Genomic DNA, 17,320 nt, shown 5'->3' with positions numbered 1-17,320 from the left:
ACGTTGACAGTGGGTGTGCGGAATCGCCGGTTCGGAGCGTGGACTAGGGAGTGCGCGTGTCGATGAAGACGATCCACACCGTGGTGGCGGTCCTGACGAGCCTGGTCACGGTCGCGGGCACCGCGGCCGCGCAGGCCCCGCCGACCCGGCTCGCGGACCAAGCCGTCGTCCTGGACGGCCATGCGCGGTTCGATGTGCTGACGCCGACGCTGATCCGGCTCGAGTACGCCGGTGACGACCACTTCCAGGACCAGGCCACCTTCACCGCCGTCAACCGGTCCATCCCCGCGCCCAGCTACACGACCACGGTCAGCGGCGGGTACCGCGAGATCCGGACCGCGAGCCTCACGCTGCGGTACCGGCAGGGCAGCGGCCCGTTCACCCGGGACAACACCTCCGTCCAGCTCACGACGACGAACGTCACCGCCGCCCCGCTGTTCCCCTCCTACTGCGCCTTCGGCACGGCGTGCGAGGCCGAGAACGGCGTCCCGGGCGGCTCGGCGTCCACCGCCTACGACCACACCGGCAACACCGGCTCGGGGTTCCTCGCCGGGTTCGAGTCCACCGGCGCGTCGCTCGGTCAGGACGTCTCCGCCGTGCCGTCGGCCGGGCAGTACAAGCTGACGGTCCGCTACGCGAACGCACAGGGCGGCGACGGCCAGACCACCACGCGCACCCTGTCCACCACGGTCAACGGCGCCCCCGGCCCGAAGTTCAGCCTGCCGCCGACGGCTTCCTGGAACACCTGGGCGACGGCGTCGGTGACGGTCCCGCTCACCGCCGGGACGAACTCCGTCCGCATCGACCGGAAGTCCGGCGACTCGGGCAACGTCAACCTCGACAGCCTCGCCGTCACCACGGCCACGGCCGCCTACCCCGCCGCCGACTCCTCGCTGCTCACCACCGCCTACGGCGCGGGCCCGAAGTCCGTGCTGGGCGGCTGGGACCGGTCACTGGACAACCCGGAAGCCGTCCCGACACCGCAGCACCCCGGCCTGCTCGATCGCGACGGCTGGTACCTGCTCGACGACACCCGTTCCGCCGTGCTCAACGCCGACCGCACGGTCACGGACCGGCCGTCCCACGGCGCGCAGCCCTACCAGGACGGCTACTTCTTCGGCTACGGCAAGAACTTCAAGCAGGGCCTGGCCGACCTCAACGCGCTCACCGGCGGCACGGCACTCATGCCGCGCTCCGCCTACGGCGTCTGGTTCTCCCGCTACTTCGCCTACTCCGACAACGACTACCGCACGACGCTGCTGCCGAAGTTCCGCTCGACGTTCACCCCGATCGACTGGCTGGTCGTCGACACGGACTGGAAGTCGCCCTCGCAGTGGAACGGTTGGAACTGGAACAGTGCGCTCTTCCCCGATCCGCAGGGTTTCCTGAACTGGACGAAACAACAGAACCTCGCCGTCTCGCTCAACATCCACACGTCCATCGCCGGCAACGACCCGCGGTTCGCGACGGCCAACGCCACGGCGGGCGGCCTGATCCCCGACGGCTCGAACTACGTCTTCGACTGGTCGAACCCGGCGCACCTGCGTTCCTACTTCGACCTGCACAAGCCCTTCGACGCCCAGGGCGTCCGGACGTGGTGGCTGGACTACTGCACCGGCTGCGGGCGCTCGACCGCCTCCGACCCGGGCGTCGCGCCGGACAACTTCATCAACCAGGCCTACGCCGACCACGCCGCGGCGCAGGGCCTGCGGGGCTTCTCCTTCGGCCGCATCGGCGGCGCCGAGCAGGGCGGCATCCACAGCAGCTACCCGCTCGGCCCGTGGTCGGAACGCCGCACCACGCTCCAGTTCACCGGTGACACGCCGCTGAGCTGGGACATGCTCGCCTACGAAGCCCACTTCACGCCGGACGAGGCGGCCGCCGGGCTCAGCAACATCAGCCACGACATCGGCAGCTTCCACGGCGGTCACCTGCCCGACGAGCTCTACGCCCGGTGGCTGCAGCTGGGGACGTTCCAGCCGGTCGACCGGCTGCACTCCGACCACGGCGACCGGCTGCCCTGGGACTACCCCGGCGCGGCGGGCGACAGCGCGGAGAAGTTCCTGCGGCTGCGCGAATCGCTGGTCCCCTACACCTACACGCTGGCCAAGCAGGCGAACCAGACCGGCGTGCCGATCACGCAGCCGCTCTACCTGAACTACCCGGACCAGGACGCGGCCTACACCCACCCGCAGGAGTACCTGTACGGCGACAACGTCCTCGTCGCCCCGATCACCGCGGCCGGCGGTTCGGTGTCGGCGTGGATCCCGCCGGGCACCTGGACCGACTACTTCACCGGCACCGTCTACACGGGACCGTCGACGGCGACGATCACCAAGCCCCTGTCGGAGATGCCGGTGCTCGTCAAGGCCGGTGGCATCGTGCCGATCCGCACGAACTACGTCGACAACGCCGCCGCACCGCTCGACCAGCTGACGCTCGACGTGACCGCGGGCGCCGACGGCACCTTCTCGCTCTACGAGGACTCCGGCGAGGGCGCCGGAGCGTCGTCGACCACCCGCTTCGGCTGGCAGGACGCGGCGAAGACGCTCACCGTCGACCCGGCCTCCGGTACCGCACCGACCCGCGCCTACACCCTCCGGCTGGCCAACTCCGCCGCGCCCACCGCCGTCTCGGTCGACGGTCAGCGGCTGCCCGAGACGGCGTGGTCGTACAACGCCAACTCCCGCACGGTCACGGTGACCACGGCGAGCCTCGCCTCGACCGCCCGGCACACGGTCACCTTGACCGGCAGCGCCGCCGGCAACCCCGCCGCGGGCCAGGTGAACGGCCGCGACGGACTGTGCCTCGCCGTCCACAACGGACAGACGGCCGACGGCACCGCGCTGGAGCTGGCCGCGTGCGACCACTCGGCCGGGCAGCAGTTCGCCCCGCCCGCCGGCGGCGCGGTGCGCGTCTCGGGCAAGTGCCTGGACGTCGCCGGCGGCTCGACGACGGCGGGCACGCCGGTCCAGCTCTACACCTGCAACAGCACGTCCGCGCAGGTGTGGACCCTGACGACCGCGGGCCGGCTGATGAACTCCGGCCGCTGCCTGGCCGCCACGGCGGCCGGGGACGGGATGCGCCTCGCCGACTGCGCCGCCACCGCCGACCAGGTGTGGCGCTTCCCGCCGGCCCCGCTCACCGGCCCGGCCGGGCTCTGCGCCGACATCGTCGACGCCTATCCCGCGTCGGGCACGGCGGTGCAGCTCTACGGCTGCAACGGCAGCGACGCGCAGCGGTGGAGCGCACCGGGCGACAGTTCCCTGCGCACGCTGGGGAAGTGCCTCGACGTCGTCAACGGCGCAACGGCGAACACCACGCCCGTGCAGCTGTGGGACTGCAACGGATCCGCCGCGCAGCAATGGACGTCCGGCACGGACGGGACGCTGCGCAACGTCGGCTCGGGACGCTGTCTCGACGATCCGGACAACGCCGGCAAGCCCGGCGACCGCCTCCGCATCTACGACTGCAACACGACCACCGCGCAGCGGTTCACGCTGGGGTCGTGACTCAGGCCAGGTCCGCCAGGTCCAGGACGAAGCGGTAGCGGACGTCGTTGCGCCGCAGGCGGTCGAAGGCTTCGTTCACCCGCGCCGAAGGGAGCACTTCGACGTCCGCGGTGACGCCGTGCTCGGCGCAGAAGGCCAGCATGGCGGCGGTCGCGGGCACCCCACCGCTGCCGGCTGACGTCAGCTTCTTGCGCCCGACCAGCAAATCCATGGTCCGCACGGTGACCGGCCCGAGGTGGCCGACCTGGCTGAGCGTTCCGTCCATGGCGACGATTCCCAGGTACGGACCGAGGTCGTGCGGTGCGGAGATGGTGTCGACGACGACATCGAACCGGTCCCGGGCGGCGGCCAGCTGGTCCGGGTCGGTCGAGACGACGACGTCCTGGGCGCCGAGCTTGCGGGCGTCCTCGGCCTTGCCCGCCGATCGGCTGATGACGGTCGTTTCCGCGCCCAGCGCCACGGCGAACTTGACCGCGAGGTGCCCGAGCCCGCCCAGCCCGGCGACGGCGACCCGCGTGCCCGGCCCCACTCCGAGGCTGTGCAGCGGTTCCCAGACGGTGATCCCGGCGCAGAGCAGTGGCGCCGCGCCGGCCGGGTCAAGGCCGGCGGGAAGGCGGTAGGCGAAGCGCTCGCGGACGACGTACTCCCGGGCGTAGGCGCCCGCGGTCGTCGAGCCGTCGCGGCGGTCGGTGCCGCCGTAGGTCAGGGTGGGGAACTCGCGGCAGAAGTTCTCCTGCCCGGCTTCGCACATGACGCACTCGCCGCACGAGTCGACGATGTTGCCGACGGCCACCGAGTCGCCGACCGCGAACCGCGTGACCTCGGGCCCGGCTTCGGTCACGACTCCCGTGAACTCGTGGCCCGGCACGAGGAGGCCGCCGGCGTGAGCGTCGAGGGAGTGGACGTCGGTGTGGCACACGCCGCAGTAGTCGACCCGGATCGCGATGTCGTCCGGGCGGAGGTCCCGGCGTTCGAGGCGCAGCCGCCGCAGCACCGCGGCTTCGCCGTCCACTCCCCAGCCCACTGTCTCCCGCATGCCGGCTCCTTTCCAAACAGACTGTTCGGTCTATTTCACCGTAGACACCCTCTCGCCAGAAAGCAAACCGACTGTTCTGTTTGGTAGGCTCGCCCGATGGCCGACCACCCCTTGACCGCCCGCGGCACCGCGACCCGCGACCGCATCCTCGAGGTGGCGACCCAGGAGTTCGCGGAGCACGGGATCGCGGGCGCCCGCATCGAGCGGATCGTGAGCACGGCGCGCACCAACAAGGCGCAGCTCTACACGTACTTCGGCAGCAAAGACGGACTCTTTGACGCGATCTTCTTCGCTTCGCTGGAGCGGATCGTGAACGTCGTCCCGATCGACGCCACCGACCTCGCGGACTGGGCCGTGCGCCTCTACGACGAGTACCTGCGCCGCCCCGACCTGATCCGCCTGGCGACGTGGGCCCGCCTGGAACGGCGCCCGGCCGGCCACCTCGTCGCCGACGCCGACCGGCTCGACGACCGGAAGCTCTCGGCGATCGCCGAAGCGCAGGCCGCCGGGCTCGTGCGACCCGGCGACCCGTTCGACATCATGGCCGTGGTCATCGCGATGTCGATGGCGTGGTCACCGGTCAGCAACGTCTACGCGGCGACCGCGGACGAGCCCGCGGACCGGCACGACGGACGCCGCGCGCTGCTACGGGAGACCGTCCGCCGCGCGGTGATGACCGGCTAGTTCACGGGCGTGGTCCCGGGTTTCGTCGTTCATCGGGAAGAAGCACTCGATCCGCAGTTCCTGGAGCGTCACGTCCTGCGGTGTGCCCAGGGTGGTCACCATCGAGAAGTACTCGAACCGCCGGTCACCGCGCTCGTACCGGATCGGCACGATCGGGAGGACCGGCGCGGTCACGTCCACCACCCGCAGGTGCGAGGGCACGCCCGGGTAGTCCAGCACCTCGTCGAGGATCCGCTGGGCCCGCTCGTCGGCGGCCCCGCCGATCGCCTCCCGCCGCGCGCGTCGCACCAGCGCCTCGGCGACCTCCAGCCAGTTCGTCACGTGCTGCCGCACCCCGTCCGGGTGAAACATCCGGCGAAGCACGTTCGCCGGCCCCGGCGGATTCGCCGGCTGTCCGTCCTGGAGGTAGGCGAAGAAGCGGCGGGCGGCGGTGTTGGTGTGCCGGATGTCCCAGCTGCGGTCGATCACCAGAGCCGGGAACGGCTCCTGCTGGGCGAGAACGGTCTCCAGCGCTCCCCGCACCGCGGCCAGTTCCGGTGCGTCCAATGCGGACTCCGGGTACTCGGGCGAGAATCCGGCGCTGAGCAGCAGGGTGTTGCGCTCCCGCAAAGGAACGTCGAGCACCTCCGCCAGCTTCAGCACCATGGCACGGCTCGGGTTCGCCCGCCCCGTCTCGACGAAGCTCAGGTGGCGGACCGACACGGCAGCCTCGGAGGCCAGAGCCAGCTGGCTCAACCGCCGGGCACCGCGCCAGTGTTTGAGCAGAGGACCGACGTCAGGCACCGGCCGAGTATCCCGCCTTCCAGGCGTGCGGCGCCACCGCGTCCTCCAGCGGCGGCCGGGTGAAGTTGGCCGTGTAGTTGGTCATCGCCGAGATCGCCACCGCGGTGATCACCTCGAACACCTGCTCTTCGGTGAAGCCCGCCGACCTGAACGCCGCCACCTCGGCGTCGTCGACGTGCCCACGCTGCTCGATCAGTGACCGGGTGAACGTGGAAAGTGCCGCCATCCGCCGGTTTCCGGGCACCTCGCCCTGCCGGATCGCCTCGACCACGGCCGGCTCGACACCGTCCTGCAAGGACTCCAGGGTGTGGAAAGCCACCGCCCATTCGCTGCGGTTGGCGACCGCGTTGGACAGCAGCAGGACCTGCCGCTCGTCCGGCCCGAACGTGCCGCCGCCCCGGAAGTGGCCGAAGGCGGAGAAGAAGGTGTTGATCAGCGCCGGCGAGTTCGCCATGAGGCCCGCACCGGCGGGAACGAAGCCGAAAGCGCTTTCGAGGACCTTGAGCGGCTCCTTCGCGGCTTCGGCGGCGGTGTCGGCGGTGTGGATCCGGTAACTGGTCATGGTCCGAGTCTGCGGCGGTCGCCGCACCGAACCAATTCCCTCGGAGGTAAACATCGGCTGTCTCCGGTGCCCGGCGTCATGGACGCCCTCGAAATCGGTTCGGCCGTCCTCGCCCATGTCGGCAAGCATCTGCCGGACTTCGGCGACCTTGTCCGGTTTGGCCTCGTCGGCGACCGTGCCGCGAAACGGCTCACCCCACCGAGGGGAGATCTCGGCTCGCCGCGTCGAGGATGGCCTTGGCCACCACATCGGGGTGCACCAGCGGGACGGCGTGGGTGGAGTCGACCTCGACGACCGTGGAACCGGCCCGCTCGGCCATCCACCGCTGGGCCTCGGTGGGGATGGAACTGTCCTGAGTGGACACCACCGCCCACGACGGCAGCGTGTGCCAGCTGGCAGCGGCCGAAAAGCTGCCTTCCAGGGTGACCGGGTCGAACGGCTTCTGGGCGGCGGCGAGGACCTTCCGGTCCCGCGCACCGGCGTCGCCGGCGTAGACGTCGGCGAACTTGTCCGGCCGGAGGTAGATCTCCGCGCCACCCGGGTACTCGCGCACGACCAGGTTGTCCGGGATGAGCAGGCTGCCCGGGAACTTCCCGTTCAGCGCACCCGCCGTCTCCCCCGCGTCCTGCTGGAACGCGGTGACGAACACCAGCGACCGGACCGCCGCGGTCAACGCGTCCGGAGCCGAGATCACCGACCCGGCATAGGAGTGCGCGGCGACCACGAGGGGGCCGTCGAGGGTGGCCAGGAACTGCTTGAGGTAGGCGATGTCGCCGTCGAAGTCGCGCATGGGCAGGGACGGCGCGATGACGGCGTGTCCCGCGTCCTGCAGGCGCACGGAGACCCGGCGCCACACCGAGGCGTCGGTCAGGGCGCCGTGGACGAGGACGAAGGTCGGCTGGTTCATGGGGTTCGCTCTCCTGAGGTCGAATCGGTCTGACACCGAGTCTCGCCTCGGGGGACACCCGCGGACAGTGGCAGTACTGCCGACTATCGAAACGTTCCCGCCACCCGGTCAGGCGCGGTCGAAGGTGAACGCCTTCCGGTGCTCGCGCGGCGAAACGTTCGTCGCGCGCCGGAACTGGACCCGCAGGTTGGTCGCCGTGCCGAACCCGACCCGGCGCGCGATGTCCTCGACGGAGAGCTCCGAGTTCTCCAAGAGCTCCTTGGCCCGGGCGATGCGCTGGTCGCGCAGCCAGGCCAGCGGCGGAAGGCCGGCCTTCTCCCGGAACCGCCGGTGGAACGTCCGCTCCGACATGGCGAACCGGGTGGCCACGTCCTTCACCGACAAGTTCTGCTCCAGCGACACGAGCATCCACTGCTGGGCCCGGGCGATGACGTCGTCACCGGGCGGGACGACCGCCTTCTCCACGAACTGCCGCTGGCCGTCGGCCGGCCGCGGCGCCATGACGATGCGCCGCGCGACGTGCCGCGCGGCCGCCGGCCCCAGGTCGACGTTCAGCAGGTGCAAACACAGATCCACCCCGGCGGTGACGCCACCCGAGGTCAGCACCGAGCCGGTGCCGGCCACGAGCACCGACTGGTCGACCGTGATCGCCGGGAACCGCTCGGCGAGCGCCGCGCACAGCGACCAGTGCGTCGTCACGGTCAGCCCGTCGAGGATCCCGGCCCGCGCCAGTGCGAACGCGCCGGAGCAGATGGACACCATCCGGACACCTCGTCGATACGCTCCCACCAGCGCCCGCAGCAGCGAACCGGGCAGCTCACGCTCCACAGCGTCGGCGTAGCCGGGCACGACGATCGTGTCCGCCCGGCGCAGCAGCTCCAGCCCGCCGTCCGGAACCACCGACGTCCCGCCGGCCACCGGCACCGCTCCCCCGCCGACGGACACCGTCACCAGGTGGTAGGCCTCCGACGCCTCCCGCCCGAAGACGTGGACCGGGATGGCGTAGTCGAGCGGCAGGACGTCCTCGAGCAGGACGACCACCATCCGGTGCCGGGTCATGGCAGTATCCTAGTGGTGCGAGGCACTACTGCCAGAGTTGCCCGGCGCCGGTTCGAGCACGATCACCGGAATCCGCCGATCGGTGCGGTTCGCGTACGTCGCATACGGCCGGTACAACGCGACCAGTCGTGACCACAACGCGTCGCGTTCCGTCCCGTCCGCGAGCCGCGGCCTGACGCGGCGGCGCACACCGCCCGGAAGCTCGACCTCGGTGCTGTCCATCGCCATGAGGTTGTGGAACCAGTGCGGGTGCGCGTCGGTGCCGCCCTTGGATCCGACGACGACGAGGTTCGGCGCGTCGTCGAGGTAGATCAGCGGGTTGGTCCGGGCCTGCCCCGTCCGCCGGCCGACGTGGTCGAGCAGCAGGACCGGGGCGCCGAAGTCGGTGGCGCCGACCCGGCCCCGCGTGGCCGAGAACAGGGCTTTGTTGAGGCGGGCCAGCCGGCGCTGGATCGTCCACCACGGCGATGAAGACGAAGGTGCTTTGACCATGGCCCCATGGTGGCATGGCACGCCATTTGTCACAAGCTGCCATTTGTCATCGACTGTCTAGTGGCAGTGACCGGCGCGGCCCGTATGCTGGCCTGATGACCGGTCCGGGCCTGCGAGAGCGGAAGAAACAGCAGACCACGGACGCTCTCGTCGACACGGCGTACGAGCTGTTCCGCCGGCAGGGCTACGACGCGACGACCGTCGACGAGATCGCGGCCGCCGTGAACATCTCGCCCAGGACGTTCTTCCGGTACTTCGCGTCCAAGGAAGACCTCGCCCTCGCCCCGCTCGACCAGCAGCTCACGGAGATGATGACGGCCCTGGCCGCGCGCCCGGCCGCGGAGCCCGTGATCACCGCCATCGAGAACGCCGCGGTCGAAGTCATCCGGACCTACGAAACCGGCGGGGATCCGGGCAAGGGGAACCGCCACCGGAGCATGCAGGACCTGGTGGCCGCCACTCCCGCACTCATGGCCGCCTGCCTCGGACGCAGCACCGGCCGCCTGGACGAACTGGCGGACCTCCTCGCCCGGCGGCTGGGGGTGGACGCCCGCCTCGACCCGCGTCCGCACCTCGTCGCGTCGATCTCGCTGTGCGCGGTCCGGACCACCGTCGGTGCCTGGCAGGAGATCCATCCCGGAACACCGGTCTCGGAACTCGTCCACCGGGCGTTCGGACTGCTCACCACGGGCTTGAACCACTCGGCGGAATAGCCGAAGGCGCGGCGTGCCCGATCAGCCCAGCGCGTCGTAGATCGCCTGGACGTACGTGCCGCTGCGGTCGGAGCCGATGACGCCGGGGGCCATCCGGTTCATCATGTACGCGATCGTCAGCCGCCGGTCGAGGTCCGTGATGATCATCGAACCGCCCCAGCCGCCCCAGAAGCAGATGCGGCCGTCCGGGATCCACGGCACCGTCTCGCGCAGGGGCAGCCCGTAGCCGATTCCCCAGCGCAGCGGGACACCCAGCCCGAGGTCGACGCCGTTGGCCTGCTCCTCGAAGATCAGGTCGATCGTACCCGGGCCGAGCAGGCGGACGCCGCCGACCGTGCCGCCCAGCGCGAGCGCCGACAGGATCCGCGCGACCGAGCGCGCGTTGCCGTGCCCGTTCACCGCGCCGAGTTCCGCGCGGCGCCACGCCGGCGTGTTGGCGACCCTCGCGTCGACGGCCGGCCCGGTCAGCGTCTTGACGATCACGTTGTCCGGGCCCAGAGCTTCGAGGTCGAACTGCGCCGGCGGCGGCGGGACGACGTCGGCGATCCGGCCCCAGTCCGCTTCGGCGGCCCCGATCCGGAAGTCCGCGCCCAGCGGCCCGGCGATCTCCTCGGCGACGAACGCCTTGAGCGGCTTCCCGCTCACCCGGCGGACGACCTCGCCGACCAGGTGCCCGAAGTTCGTCGCGTGATAACCCGAAGCCGTGCCCGGCGGCCACCACGGTGCCTGCGCCGCCATCCGGGCCGTCGACGTCTCGAGGTCGTAGAGGTCCTCGACCACCGCGGGCCGCTCGAGGCCGGAGACGCCGGACGTGTGCGACAGCAGGTGCCGGACCTCGACGTCCTCCTTGCCGTTGGCGGCGAACTCCGGCCAGTACCTCGCAACCGGCTCGTGGACGTCGAGGGCGCCCCGGTCGACGAGCATCAGCGCGGCCAGGCTGGTCACGGTCTTCGTCGTCGACCAGACGTTCGTGATGGTGTGCTCGTCCCACGCGACGGTGCGGGCCTCGTCGCGGAAGCCGCCCCACAGATCGGCGACGACCTCGCCGTCGAGGTCGACGACGAGCGACGCGCCCAGTTCCTCGCCGGAGGCCACGTTCTTCTCGAGCGCGGCTCGGACGTCGTCGAAGCGGCGGTCGTGCTTTCCGTGGATTTCGGTCATGCGGGCCACGGTAAGACCTGACATTGGTGTCAGGGGCAAGGTGCCGGACCGGTTGCGTTCGTCGTTCGCCGGGTGCGTCCGCGGTCCTCCTTCTTGCCCGATGAGGCAAGGTTCGCCCCGGCGGAGGCCGGTTTCGCTAGGGTCGAGTGCTTCGACGGGGTGATCGTGAAGGTTGCTGTAGGGGGCTCGCGCGGTGAGTAATCCACTGGTTGCGCCGGTGAAGGATTCGACCACGGCCATTTCCGGGGTGTCGCTGCTGGAAAGCGCTTCCGACCTGAAGTCGGCGATCGAGAGCGGCGACTGGGCGTCCGTGGCGATGGGCGCGGTGGGGACCGCGCTCGACGCGCTGTCGATGGCGATGGACCCGTTCGGTGCCATCCTCGCCGCCGGTGTCGGGTGGCTGATCGAGCACGTCGGCCCGCTCAAGGAAGCCCTCAACGCACTGACCGGCAACGCGGACGAGATCGCCGCGCAGGCGGAGACCTGGGCGAACGTCGCCAAGGAGCTGGGAAGCGTGTCCACCGACCTGGTGGACATGGTCAAGGCGGACCTCGGCGGGTGGAGCGGCCCGGCGGCCGACGCCTACCGCCAGCGCGCCGAAGACACTTCGACGCTGATCGCGAGCGCGCAGAAGGGCTGCGAAGGCGCGTCCAGCGGCGTGAAGACGGCCGGCGAGGTCGTCGCGGCGGTCCGCGCCCTGGTGCGCGACATCATCGCCGAACTGATCGGGCACCTGATCTCCTGGGCGTTGCAGGTGGTGTTCACCCTCGGCATCGGGCTGACCTGGGTGGTGCCGCAGGTCATCGGCGCCGTCGCGAAGACCGCGTCAAAGATCAGCCAGCTCACCACCAAGCTGGTCAAGGCGCTCAAGGCGCTGATGCCGCTGCTGAAGCGGGCCGGTGACCTGTTCGGCGACGCGGGCAAGGCGCTGAAGAACATCAAGCCGGGCAAGGCCGCGCCGGCGCCGAAGCACGCCGACATCAACGGCAGCCCCAAGGGCCTGGACGGGCCCAAGGGCAAGGGCGGCGACTCCACCAGCACCGCCGGTGACCACGGCGGGGGCACCCCGGGCGGTCACAAGGGCGACTCCACCGACACCGCGGGCGACAAGGGCAAGGGACCCTCGGGCAACGGCGACAGCACCGGCCCCTCCGGTGCCCACGACAAGGGCCCGGGCGGTGGCGGCGAGAAGTCCCCGGGCGGCACCGGTTCCCGGGGCAACCCCGACGGCACCACGCCGCAGGGGATCCGCGGCCAGGGCGAGAACAACCGCTCGATCGGCAACGAGGTCTGCGTGACCGACCCGGTCGCCGTCTCGACTGGGCAGATGGTGATGGAAGAGGTCGACGCCAGTCTCCTCGGCGTGCTGCCCCTGGTGTTCCGGCGGACGCACTTCTCCGGCTACCGCGCGGGAATCTTCCTCGGCGGCAGCTGGGTGTCCACTGTGGACCAGCGGGTCGAGGCCGACGAGCGCGGGGTCAGCTTCGCCGCCGAAGACGGCACCCTGCTGCGCTACCCGCTGCCGGGCACGGACGACTGGGTCGTCGCCGAAAGCGGACCGCTGCGCCCGTTGAAGCGCGCGGCGGACGGCGGCTACCTGGTCGACGACCAGGAGCTGGGGCGGCTGCTCTACTTCGCGCCGGGCGGCGGGCGGGCGTTGCTGACCTCGGTGACCGACCGCAACGGCAACGCCTTCGAGATCGTGCGCGCCGACGACGGCCGTCCGCTGGAGATCCGGCACACCGCCGGGCACCGCGTCCGCTTCGAAACCGTCGACGGGCTCGTCACCGCGCTGTTCGCGGTCACCGGTGACGGCGAGGTCGAGCTGGTCCGCTACGCCTACGACCGCCGGAACCTGGTCTCGGTCACCAATCCGTCGGGGCAGCCGATGACCTACACCTACGACCGCGCGGAGCGCATCGTGGGCTGGACCGACCGCAACGGCGAATGGTTCCGCTACCACTACGACCCCGCCGGCCGCGTCGTGCGCACCGAAGGCTCGGGCGGCTTCCTGGACTGCGTGCTCGAGTACGACCCGGACAACCGCGTCACCCGGTCGACCGACGCGCTCGGCCACACCTCCGAATTCCACTACAACGAAGCCGGCCAGGTGACCCGCGAGGTCGACCCGCTCGGGCAGGCGACGGTCTCGGAGTGGGACGCCCGCGGTCACCTGCTGAGCTCGACGGACCCGCTGGGCCGCACCACGCGCTACCGCTACGACGAGCTCGGCAACCTCGTCGCCGAGATCCGCCCGGACGGCACGGAACGCACCTGGGACCGCGCTGCGGACGGCCGGACGCTGGTGCTGCACGAGGCACCCGGCGTCGCGACGCGCCAGGAGTTCGACGAGCGGGGCAACCTCGTCACGGTCGTGGCGCCGGACGGCGCGACCACCCGCTACCGCTACGACGACCGGGGGTTCACGGTCGCGCTGACCGACGCGACCGGGGCCACGGCCACCATCGTCAACGACGAGGCGGGCCTGCCGGTCGAGGTGACCGATCCGCTGGGCGCCGTCACCCGCTACGAACGGGACGAGTTCGGGCGCCTCGTCGCGATCACCGACCCCGTCGGCGGGGTGGAGCGCTTCGCCTACTCCGTCGACGGAAAGCTCGCGTGGCACCAGAACCCCGACGGCAGCCAGGACCGGTGGGTGCTGGACGGCGAGGGCAACAACCGGATGCACACCGGCGCGGCCGGCGGCGTCACCCGCTACGAATACGGCGGTTTCGACCAGCCGACGGCGCAGATCCTGCCGGACGGAAGCCGGATCTCGGTCAGCTACGACGGCGAACTGCGGGTCGACGCGGTGACCGACGGGCAGGGCCGGGTCTGGCGCTACGAACGGGACGCGGCAGGGAACCTGGTCCGGGAAACCGACTTCGCCGGCGGCGTGACGACGTTCGGCTACGACGCGGCCGGCCGGCAGGTCGAGCGCGTCCGCCCGGACGGGCAGCGCACGACGTTCCGCTACGACCTGGCCGGCCACCTGGTCGAGCAGGTCGACGGAAACCGCACCACCCGGTTCGAGGTCAGCGCCACCGGGCAGCTGCTGTCGGCCGACGACGGCACCACGCGGATCAGCTACGAGCGGGACGCGGTCGGGCGGGTCCTGGCCGAGACGGTCAACGGCCGCACGGTGCGGTCCGCCTACGACGCCGCGGGCCGCCGGGTGCACCGGCTCACGCCGTCCGGCGCGGAAAGCGCGTGGGAGTTCGACGCCGCCGGGCTGCCGGTCGCCGCCCGGCTCGCCGGCCGGGACCTGCGGTTCGTCCACGACGCCGCGGGGCGCGAGGTGCGCCGCACCCTCGGTACCGGCGCCACCCTGGTGCAGACCTGGACGCCGAACTCGCAGCTGGCGTCCCAGGTGATCACCGACCGGGCCAGTGCGACCCGCCAGCAGCGCTCGTACGGCTACCGGGCCGACGGCGAGCTGGTCGCGCTGCACGACCAGGCGGCCGGTCCGCGCGAGTTCGGCCTCGACCCGCTCGGCCGGGTCACGGAGGTGCGTTCCCCGCACGGGTCCGAGTCCTACCGCTACGACGAAGCCGGGAACATCACCGAAGCTTCGTGGCCCACCGCCGAGCCCGACCTCGTCGGGAGGCGGACGTTCGTGGGCCCGCTCGTCACCGCGGCCGGCGGGACGCGGTACGGGCACGACCGGCGCGGCCGGGTCGTGCTGCGCGAACGCACGATGCCGGGCGGCGCGAAGCTGACCTGGCGGTTCACCTGGGACGGCGACGACCGGCTCGTCGCCGCCGGCGTTCCGGACGGCAGCACCTGGCGCTACACCTACGACGCGCTGGGCCGCCGCGTCACCAAGGAGCACCTGGCCGCCGACGGCCGCACGCCGCTCGAACGCGTCGAGTTCACCTGGGACGGGCAGCTGCTGGTCGAGGAGGCCCGGCACACGCCCGACGGCGTGCAGGCCACGGTGTGGGACTACGAGCCCGGCGACTACCGGCCGCTCGCGCAGCGCGGCCGGGCGGCCCGGCCGGGACAGGCGTGGGTGGACACCCGGTTCGACGCGATCGTCGCCGACCTGACGGGCAGTCCCGCGGAGCTGGTCGACGACCAGGGCCGGATCACGTGGTGCGCGCGCACGAGCGTCTTCGGGGTCGGTGGTCCTTCGGCGACCCCGCTGCGGTTCCCCGGGCAGTACTCCGACGCCGAGACCGGGTTGCACTACAACGCCCAGCGCTACTACGACCCGGTGACCGCGCGCTACCTCAGCCCCGACCCGCTCGGCCTGGCGCCGGGACCCAATCCCTACGCCTACGTCGACAACCCGTTCGGGCAGATCGACCCGCTGGGCCTCGCCCCGCAGTCCTGCGGCAAGCCGAAGCTGACGCTCGACACGAACATCGGGAACAACCCGATCATGCAGTCGCCGGGCGGCGGGAAGTACAGCCAGTCCCCGGGCGGCGGCTGGTACAAGGAGTCGGCGCCCGCGGGGCCGATGAAGAACAAGAAGAACCGGCCGGCGGCGGGCATGGACAACCCCAGCTGGACGCACCAGAACATCCGGCCGATGTTCGAGGACGCCCTGGTCAACAAGCACCAGATGCCGCCCGGTCTCAAGACCGACGCGCAGAACAAGTGGATGCAGAAGCACGGCCAGTTCCAGACCTACCACCAGGACGGCACGCCGGACCAGATCGTCCCCAAGAAGAACGCCATCATGGGCCACAACAAGGCGGCGGGCACCTACTTCAACGAGACCGGGCACAAGCTGCCCATCGAGGACAACAAGCACTACAACCGGCAGGGCAGCAGCTACGGCCAGGTCGAGTACTCGAAGAGCTCGTCGGGCACCGGCGCGCACGAGGACAAGTACATGCCGCCGCGCCCCGACCGCGGTTCCCACCCGGGCTACACCAACCCGGCCGCGCCGGGCCACACGGGCGGTCCGTGGCCGTCGTATCCCCAGGCGCCGAACGGCCTGCCGCCGAACTCGTCGGGCATCCTGCCGGACGGCACCCCGATGCCGCACGCACCGACCACCGAGCGCCCCCCGAACGGCCTTCCCCCGGGCCACACACCACCGGCGTCGCCCATCGACGACCGTCCGGCGAAGCGGCCGAGGCTCGGGTAGGAGCGGTATCGAGGTCGGCCGGAAGCATTCGGTGCGCCTGGGGACGGGTGGCCCGCCGACGTCACGGTGATCTTGATCGGCCGGTCGGCGAGCGGGCGGGCGCGCTCTCGCTCAGCCTCGACCGAGCCGACGCCGACGCCGACGCGCCGGCCGGCCGGCGCATGACCGGGCCCGCCGGATCGCGGCTGCCGCCACGCGATCCGATTCGGCGATTCCGCGGTCTGCCCCGCCCACGACGAGGTGCACCGAAGTTTTCTCGCTTCTTGCGTTCCAGCCTGGCTCTTCCGAACGGAGACCCACGACAACGGCGTCGCATCCGCGGTAGTCGTCCGAGGCTCAGGTGCCCAGGACCGCGACCAGCTTGTCCCGCCGCGCGGCGGCGCGTCGGCGACCTCGTCCAACCCGTCGGCGAGCAACAGCTGACGGCACCCGACGCCCCGGAGCAGCCCGTCGTGTCGGCGCGAGCCGGGACGGCCGCTGCCGGTCTCAGTCCCGCGACCACCGCGTCTTCCCGGACAGCGCCCTAACCGTCCACACGGGACCAGAAGGCCGTCAAAGCGCGCGCCACCCGGTGGGGGTCCGTCACCGGCCACCAGTGGCCGACCTCGGCCAGTTCGGCGATCTCCGCGCCGGCCGCCGCGCCCGCGGAGCGGTGCTGCGCAGGCGTTCCGCTGGCTTGTTCGGCGTCCGCGAGGGCGACCAGGGCCAGGCCGGGCCGCTGGCGTGCCTTCGCGAGGCCGCGGCCCGCCTCCGCCATCGCCGGCTGGGCCGCCGACCGCAGCAGCGAGAGCACCGCCCGGCCCATGCCGTCGTCCATCCCGGCGGCCACGCGTTCCGCGAACGGGCCGGTCATCCCGAGCGCGGTGACGACCGCCAGCCGCTGCTCGAACGTGCCGCCGAAGATCTCCTTCACCGAGGCCTCGCCCGCCCCCTCCTGCTGCCACACCTGGGCCCGCGGGTGCCAGACGTAGCCCGGGTCGAAGAGGCCGAGTGCGTCCGACGCCCAGCTGCGGATCAGGTCCGGGCGGGTCATCGCGATCTGGACGACGTGCGCGCCACCCCAGTCGTGGCCGACGAGGTCGACCGGCTCCCGGAACTGCTCCAGCCGCGCGGCGAGCCACTCGCGGTAGCCCTCGACGGTGGCGGGGAAATCGTCCGACGCCGGCACCCCGAAGCCGGGCGGGGACAACGTCACCGCGTCGTCCCGGCCGAGCGCCTCGATCAGCGGCCCCCACACGCCGGAGCTCTCCGGATTGCCGTGCACCAGTACCAGGGGAACAGCCATCATCACTCCTAAGTTGCGTGCATGTATG

The 17,320-nt window shown here is 71.5% G+C and carries 12 protein-coding genes; 4 read left to right on the top strand and 8 right to left on the bottom strand.

The annotated features are described in order from the left end of the window. Positions 1–62: 62 nt before the first annotated feature. On the top strand, positions 63–3,512 hold the full coding sequence (locus ABZ342_RS33795) for a ricin-type beta-trefoil lectin domain protein (protein ID WP_360481852.1): 3,450 nt from the start codon (positions 63–65) through the stop codon (positions 3,510–3,512). A 1-nt stretch (position 3,513) separates the two neighbouring features. On the opposite strand, the gene ABZ342_RS33790 is transcribed toward ABZ342_RS33795, so the two are convergent. After that, the gene (locus ABZ342_RS33790; RefSeq protein WP_360481744.1) at positions 3,514–4,548 is read right to left on the bottom strand and encodes an NAD(P)-dependent alcohol dehydrogenase; all 1,035 of its coding nucleotides are present in this window, start codon (positions 4,546–4,548) and stop codon (positions 3,514–3,516) included. A gap of 96 nt (positions 4,549–4,644) precedes the next feature. Between ABZ342_RS33790 and ABZ342_RS33785 the strand changes: the two genes are divergently transcribed. Beyond that, on the top strand, positions 4,645–5,232 hold the full coding sequence (locus ABZ342_RS33785; RefSeq protein WP_360481741.1) for a TetR family transcriptional regulator: 588 nt from the start codon (positions 4,645–4,647) through the stop codon (positions 5,230–5,232). Here ABZ342_RS33785 and ABZ342_RS33780 read toward each other — a convergent pair. From ABZ342_RS33780 to ABZ342_RS33760, 5 genes are all read right to left on the bottom strand, one after another. Beyond that, positions 5,194–6,015: a helix-turn-helix transcriptional regulator gene (locus tag ABZ342_RS33780; protein WP_360481738.1), complete on the bottom strand. Its 822-nt coding sequence runs from the start codon at positions 6,013–6,015 to the stop codon at positions 5,194–5,196. The genes ABZ342_RS33785 and ABZ342_RS33780 overlap by 39 nt on opposite strands. Then, positions 6,008–6,826: a carboxymuconolactone decarboxylase family protein gene (locus ABZ342_RS33775; RefSeq protein WP_360481735.1), complete on the bottom strand. Its 819-nt coding sequence runs from the start codon at positions 6,824–6,826 to the stop codon at positions 6,008–6,010. The genes ABZ342_RS33780 and ABZ342_RS33775 overlap by 8 nt, the downstream gene beginning before the upstream one ends. After that, positions 6,768–7,484, bottom strand: a complete 717-nt coding sequence (locus tag ABZ342_RS33770; RefSeq protein ID WP_360481732.1) for an alpha/beta hydrolase — start codon at positions 7,482–7,484, stop codon at positions 6,768–6,770. The genes ABZ342_RS33775 and ABZ342_RS33770 overlap by 59 nt, the downstream gene beginning before the upstream one ends. 108 nt (positions 7,485–7,592) lie before the next feature. Next, complete coding sequence (locus ABZ342_RS33765; RefSeq protein ID WP_360481729.1) at positions 7,593–8,543, bottom strand: helix-turn-helix domain-containing protein; 951 nt, start codon at positions 8,541–8,543, stop codon at positions 7,593–7,595. A gap of 9 nt (positions 8,544–8,552) precedes the next feature. Next, positions 8,553–9,035, bottom strand: a complete 483-nt coding sequence (locus ABZ342_RS33760; protein ID WP_360481726.1) for a nitroreductase/quinone reductase family protein — start codon at positions 9,033–9,035, stop codon at positions 8,553–8,555. Positions 9,036–9,130: 95 nt separating this feature from the next. On the opposite strand from ABZ342_RS33760, the gene ABZ342_RS33755 reads away from it, so the two are divergent. Beyond that, a complete protein-coding gene (locus tag ABZ342_RS33755; protein WP_360481723.1) occupies positions 9,131–9,748 on the top strand; it encodes a TetR family transcriptional regulator in 618 nt (205 codons plus the stop codon). A 21-nt stretch (positions 9,749–9,769) separates the two neighbouring features. Here ABZ342_RS33755 and ABZ342_RS33750 read toward each other — a convergent pair whose 3' ends face one another. Beyond that, on the bottom strand, positions 9,770–10,909 hold the full coding sequence (locus tag ABZ342_RS33750; protein ID WP_360481720.1) for a serine hydrolase domain-containing protein: 1,140 nt from the start codon (positions 10,907–10,909) through the stop codon (positions 9,770–9,772). A 217-nt stretch (positions 10,910–11,126) separates the two neighbouring features. Here ABZ342_RS33750 and ABZ342_RS33745 point away from each other — a divergent pair, with 217 nt between their 5' ends. Beyond that, complete coding sequence (locus ABZ342_RS33745) at positions 11,127–16,007, top strand: RHS repeat-associated core domain-containing protein (protein WP_360481717.1); 4,881 nt, start codon at positions 11,127–11,129, stop codon at positions 16,005–16,007. 523 nt (positions 16,008–16,530) lie between these two features. Here ABZ342_RS33745 and ABZ342_RS33740 read toward each other — a convergent pair. Beyond that, entirely contained in the window at positions 16,531–17,292 is a 762-nt protein-coding gene (locus ABZ342_RS33740; RefSeq protein WP_360481714.1) for an alpha/beta hydrolase, read from the bottom strand. Between the last annotated feature and the right edge of the window lie 28 nt (positions 17,293–17,320).

Source organism: Amycolatopsis sp. NPDC005961 (genome assembly GCF_040629235.1).
Taxonomy (GTDB): domain Bacteria; phylum Actinomycetota; class Actinomycetes; order Mycobacteriales; family Pseudonocardiaceae; genus Amycolatopsis; species Amycolatopsis camponoti.
This window is presented reverse-complemented; position numbering and strand designations above follow the sequence as displayed.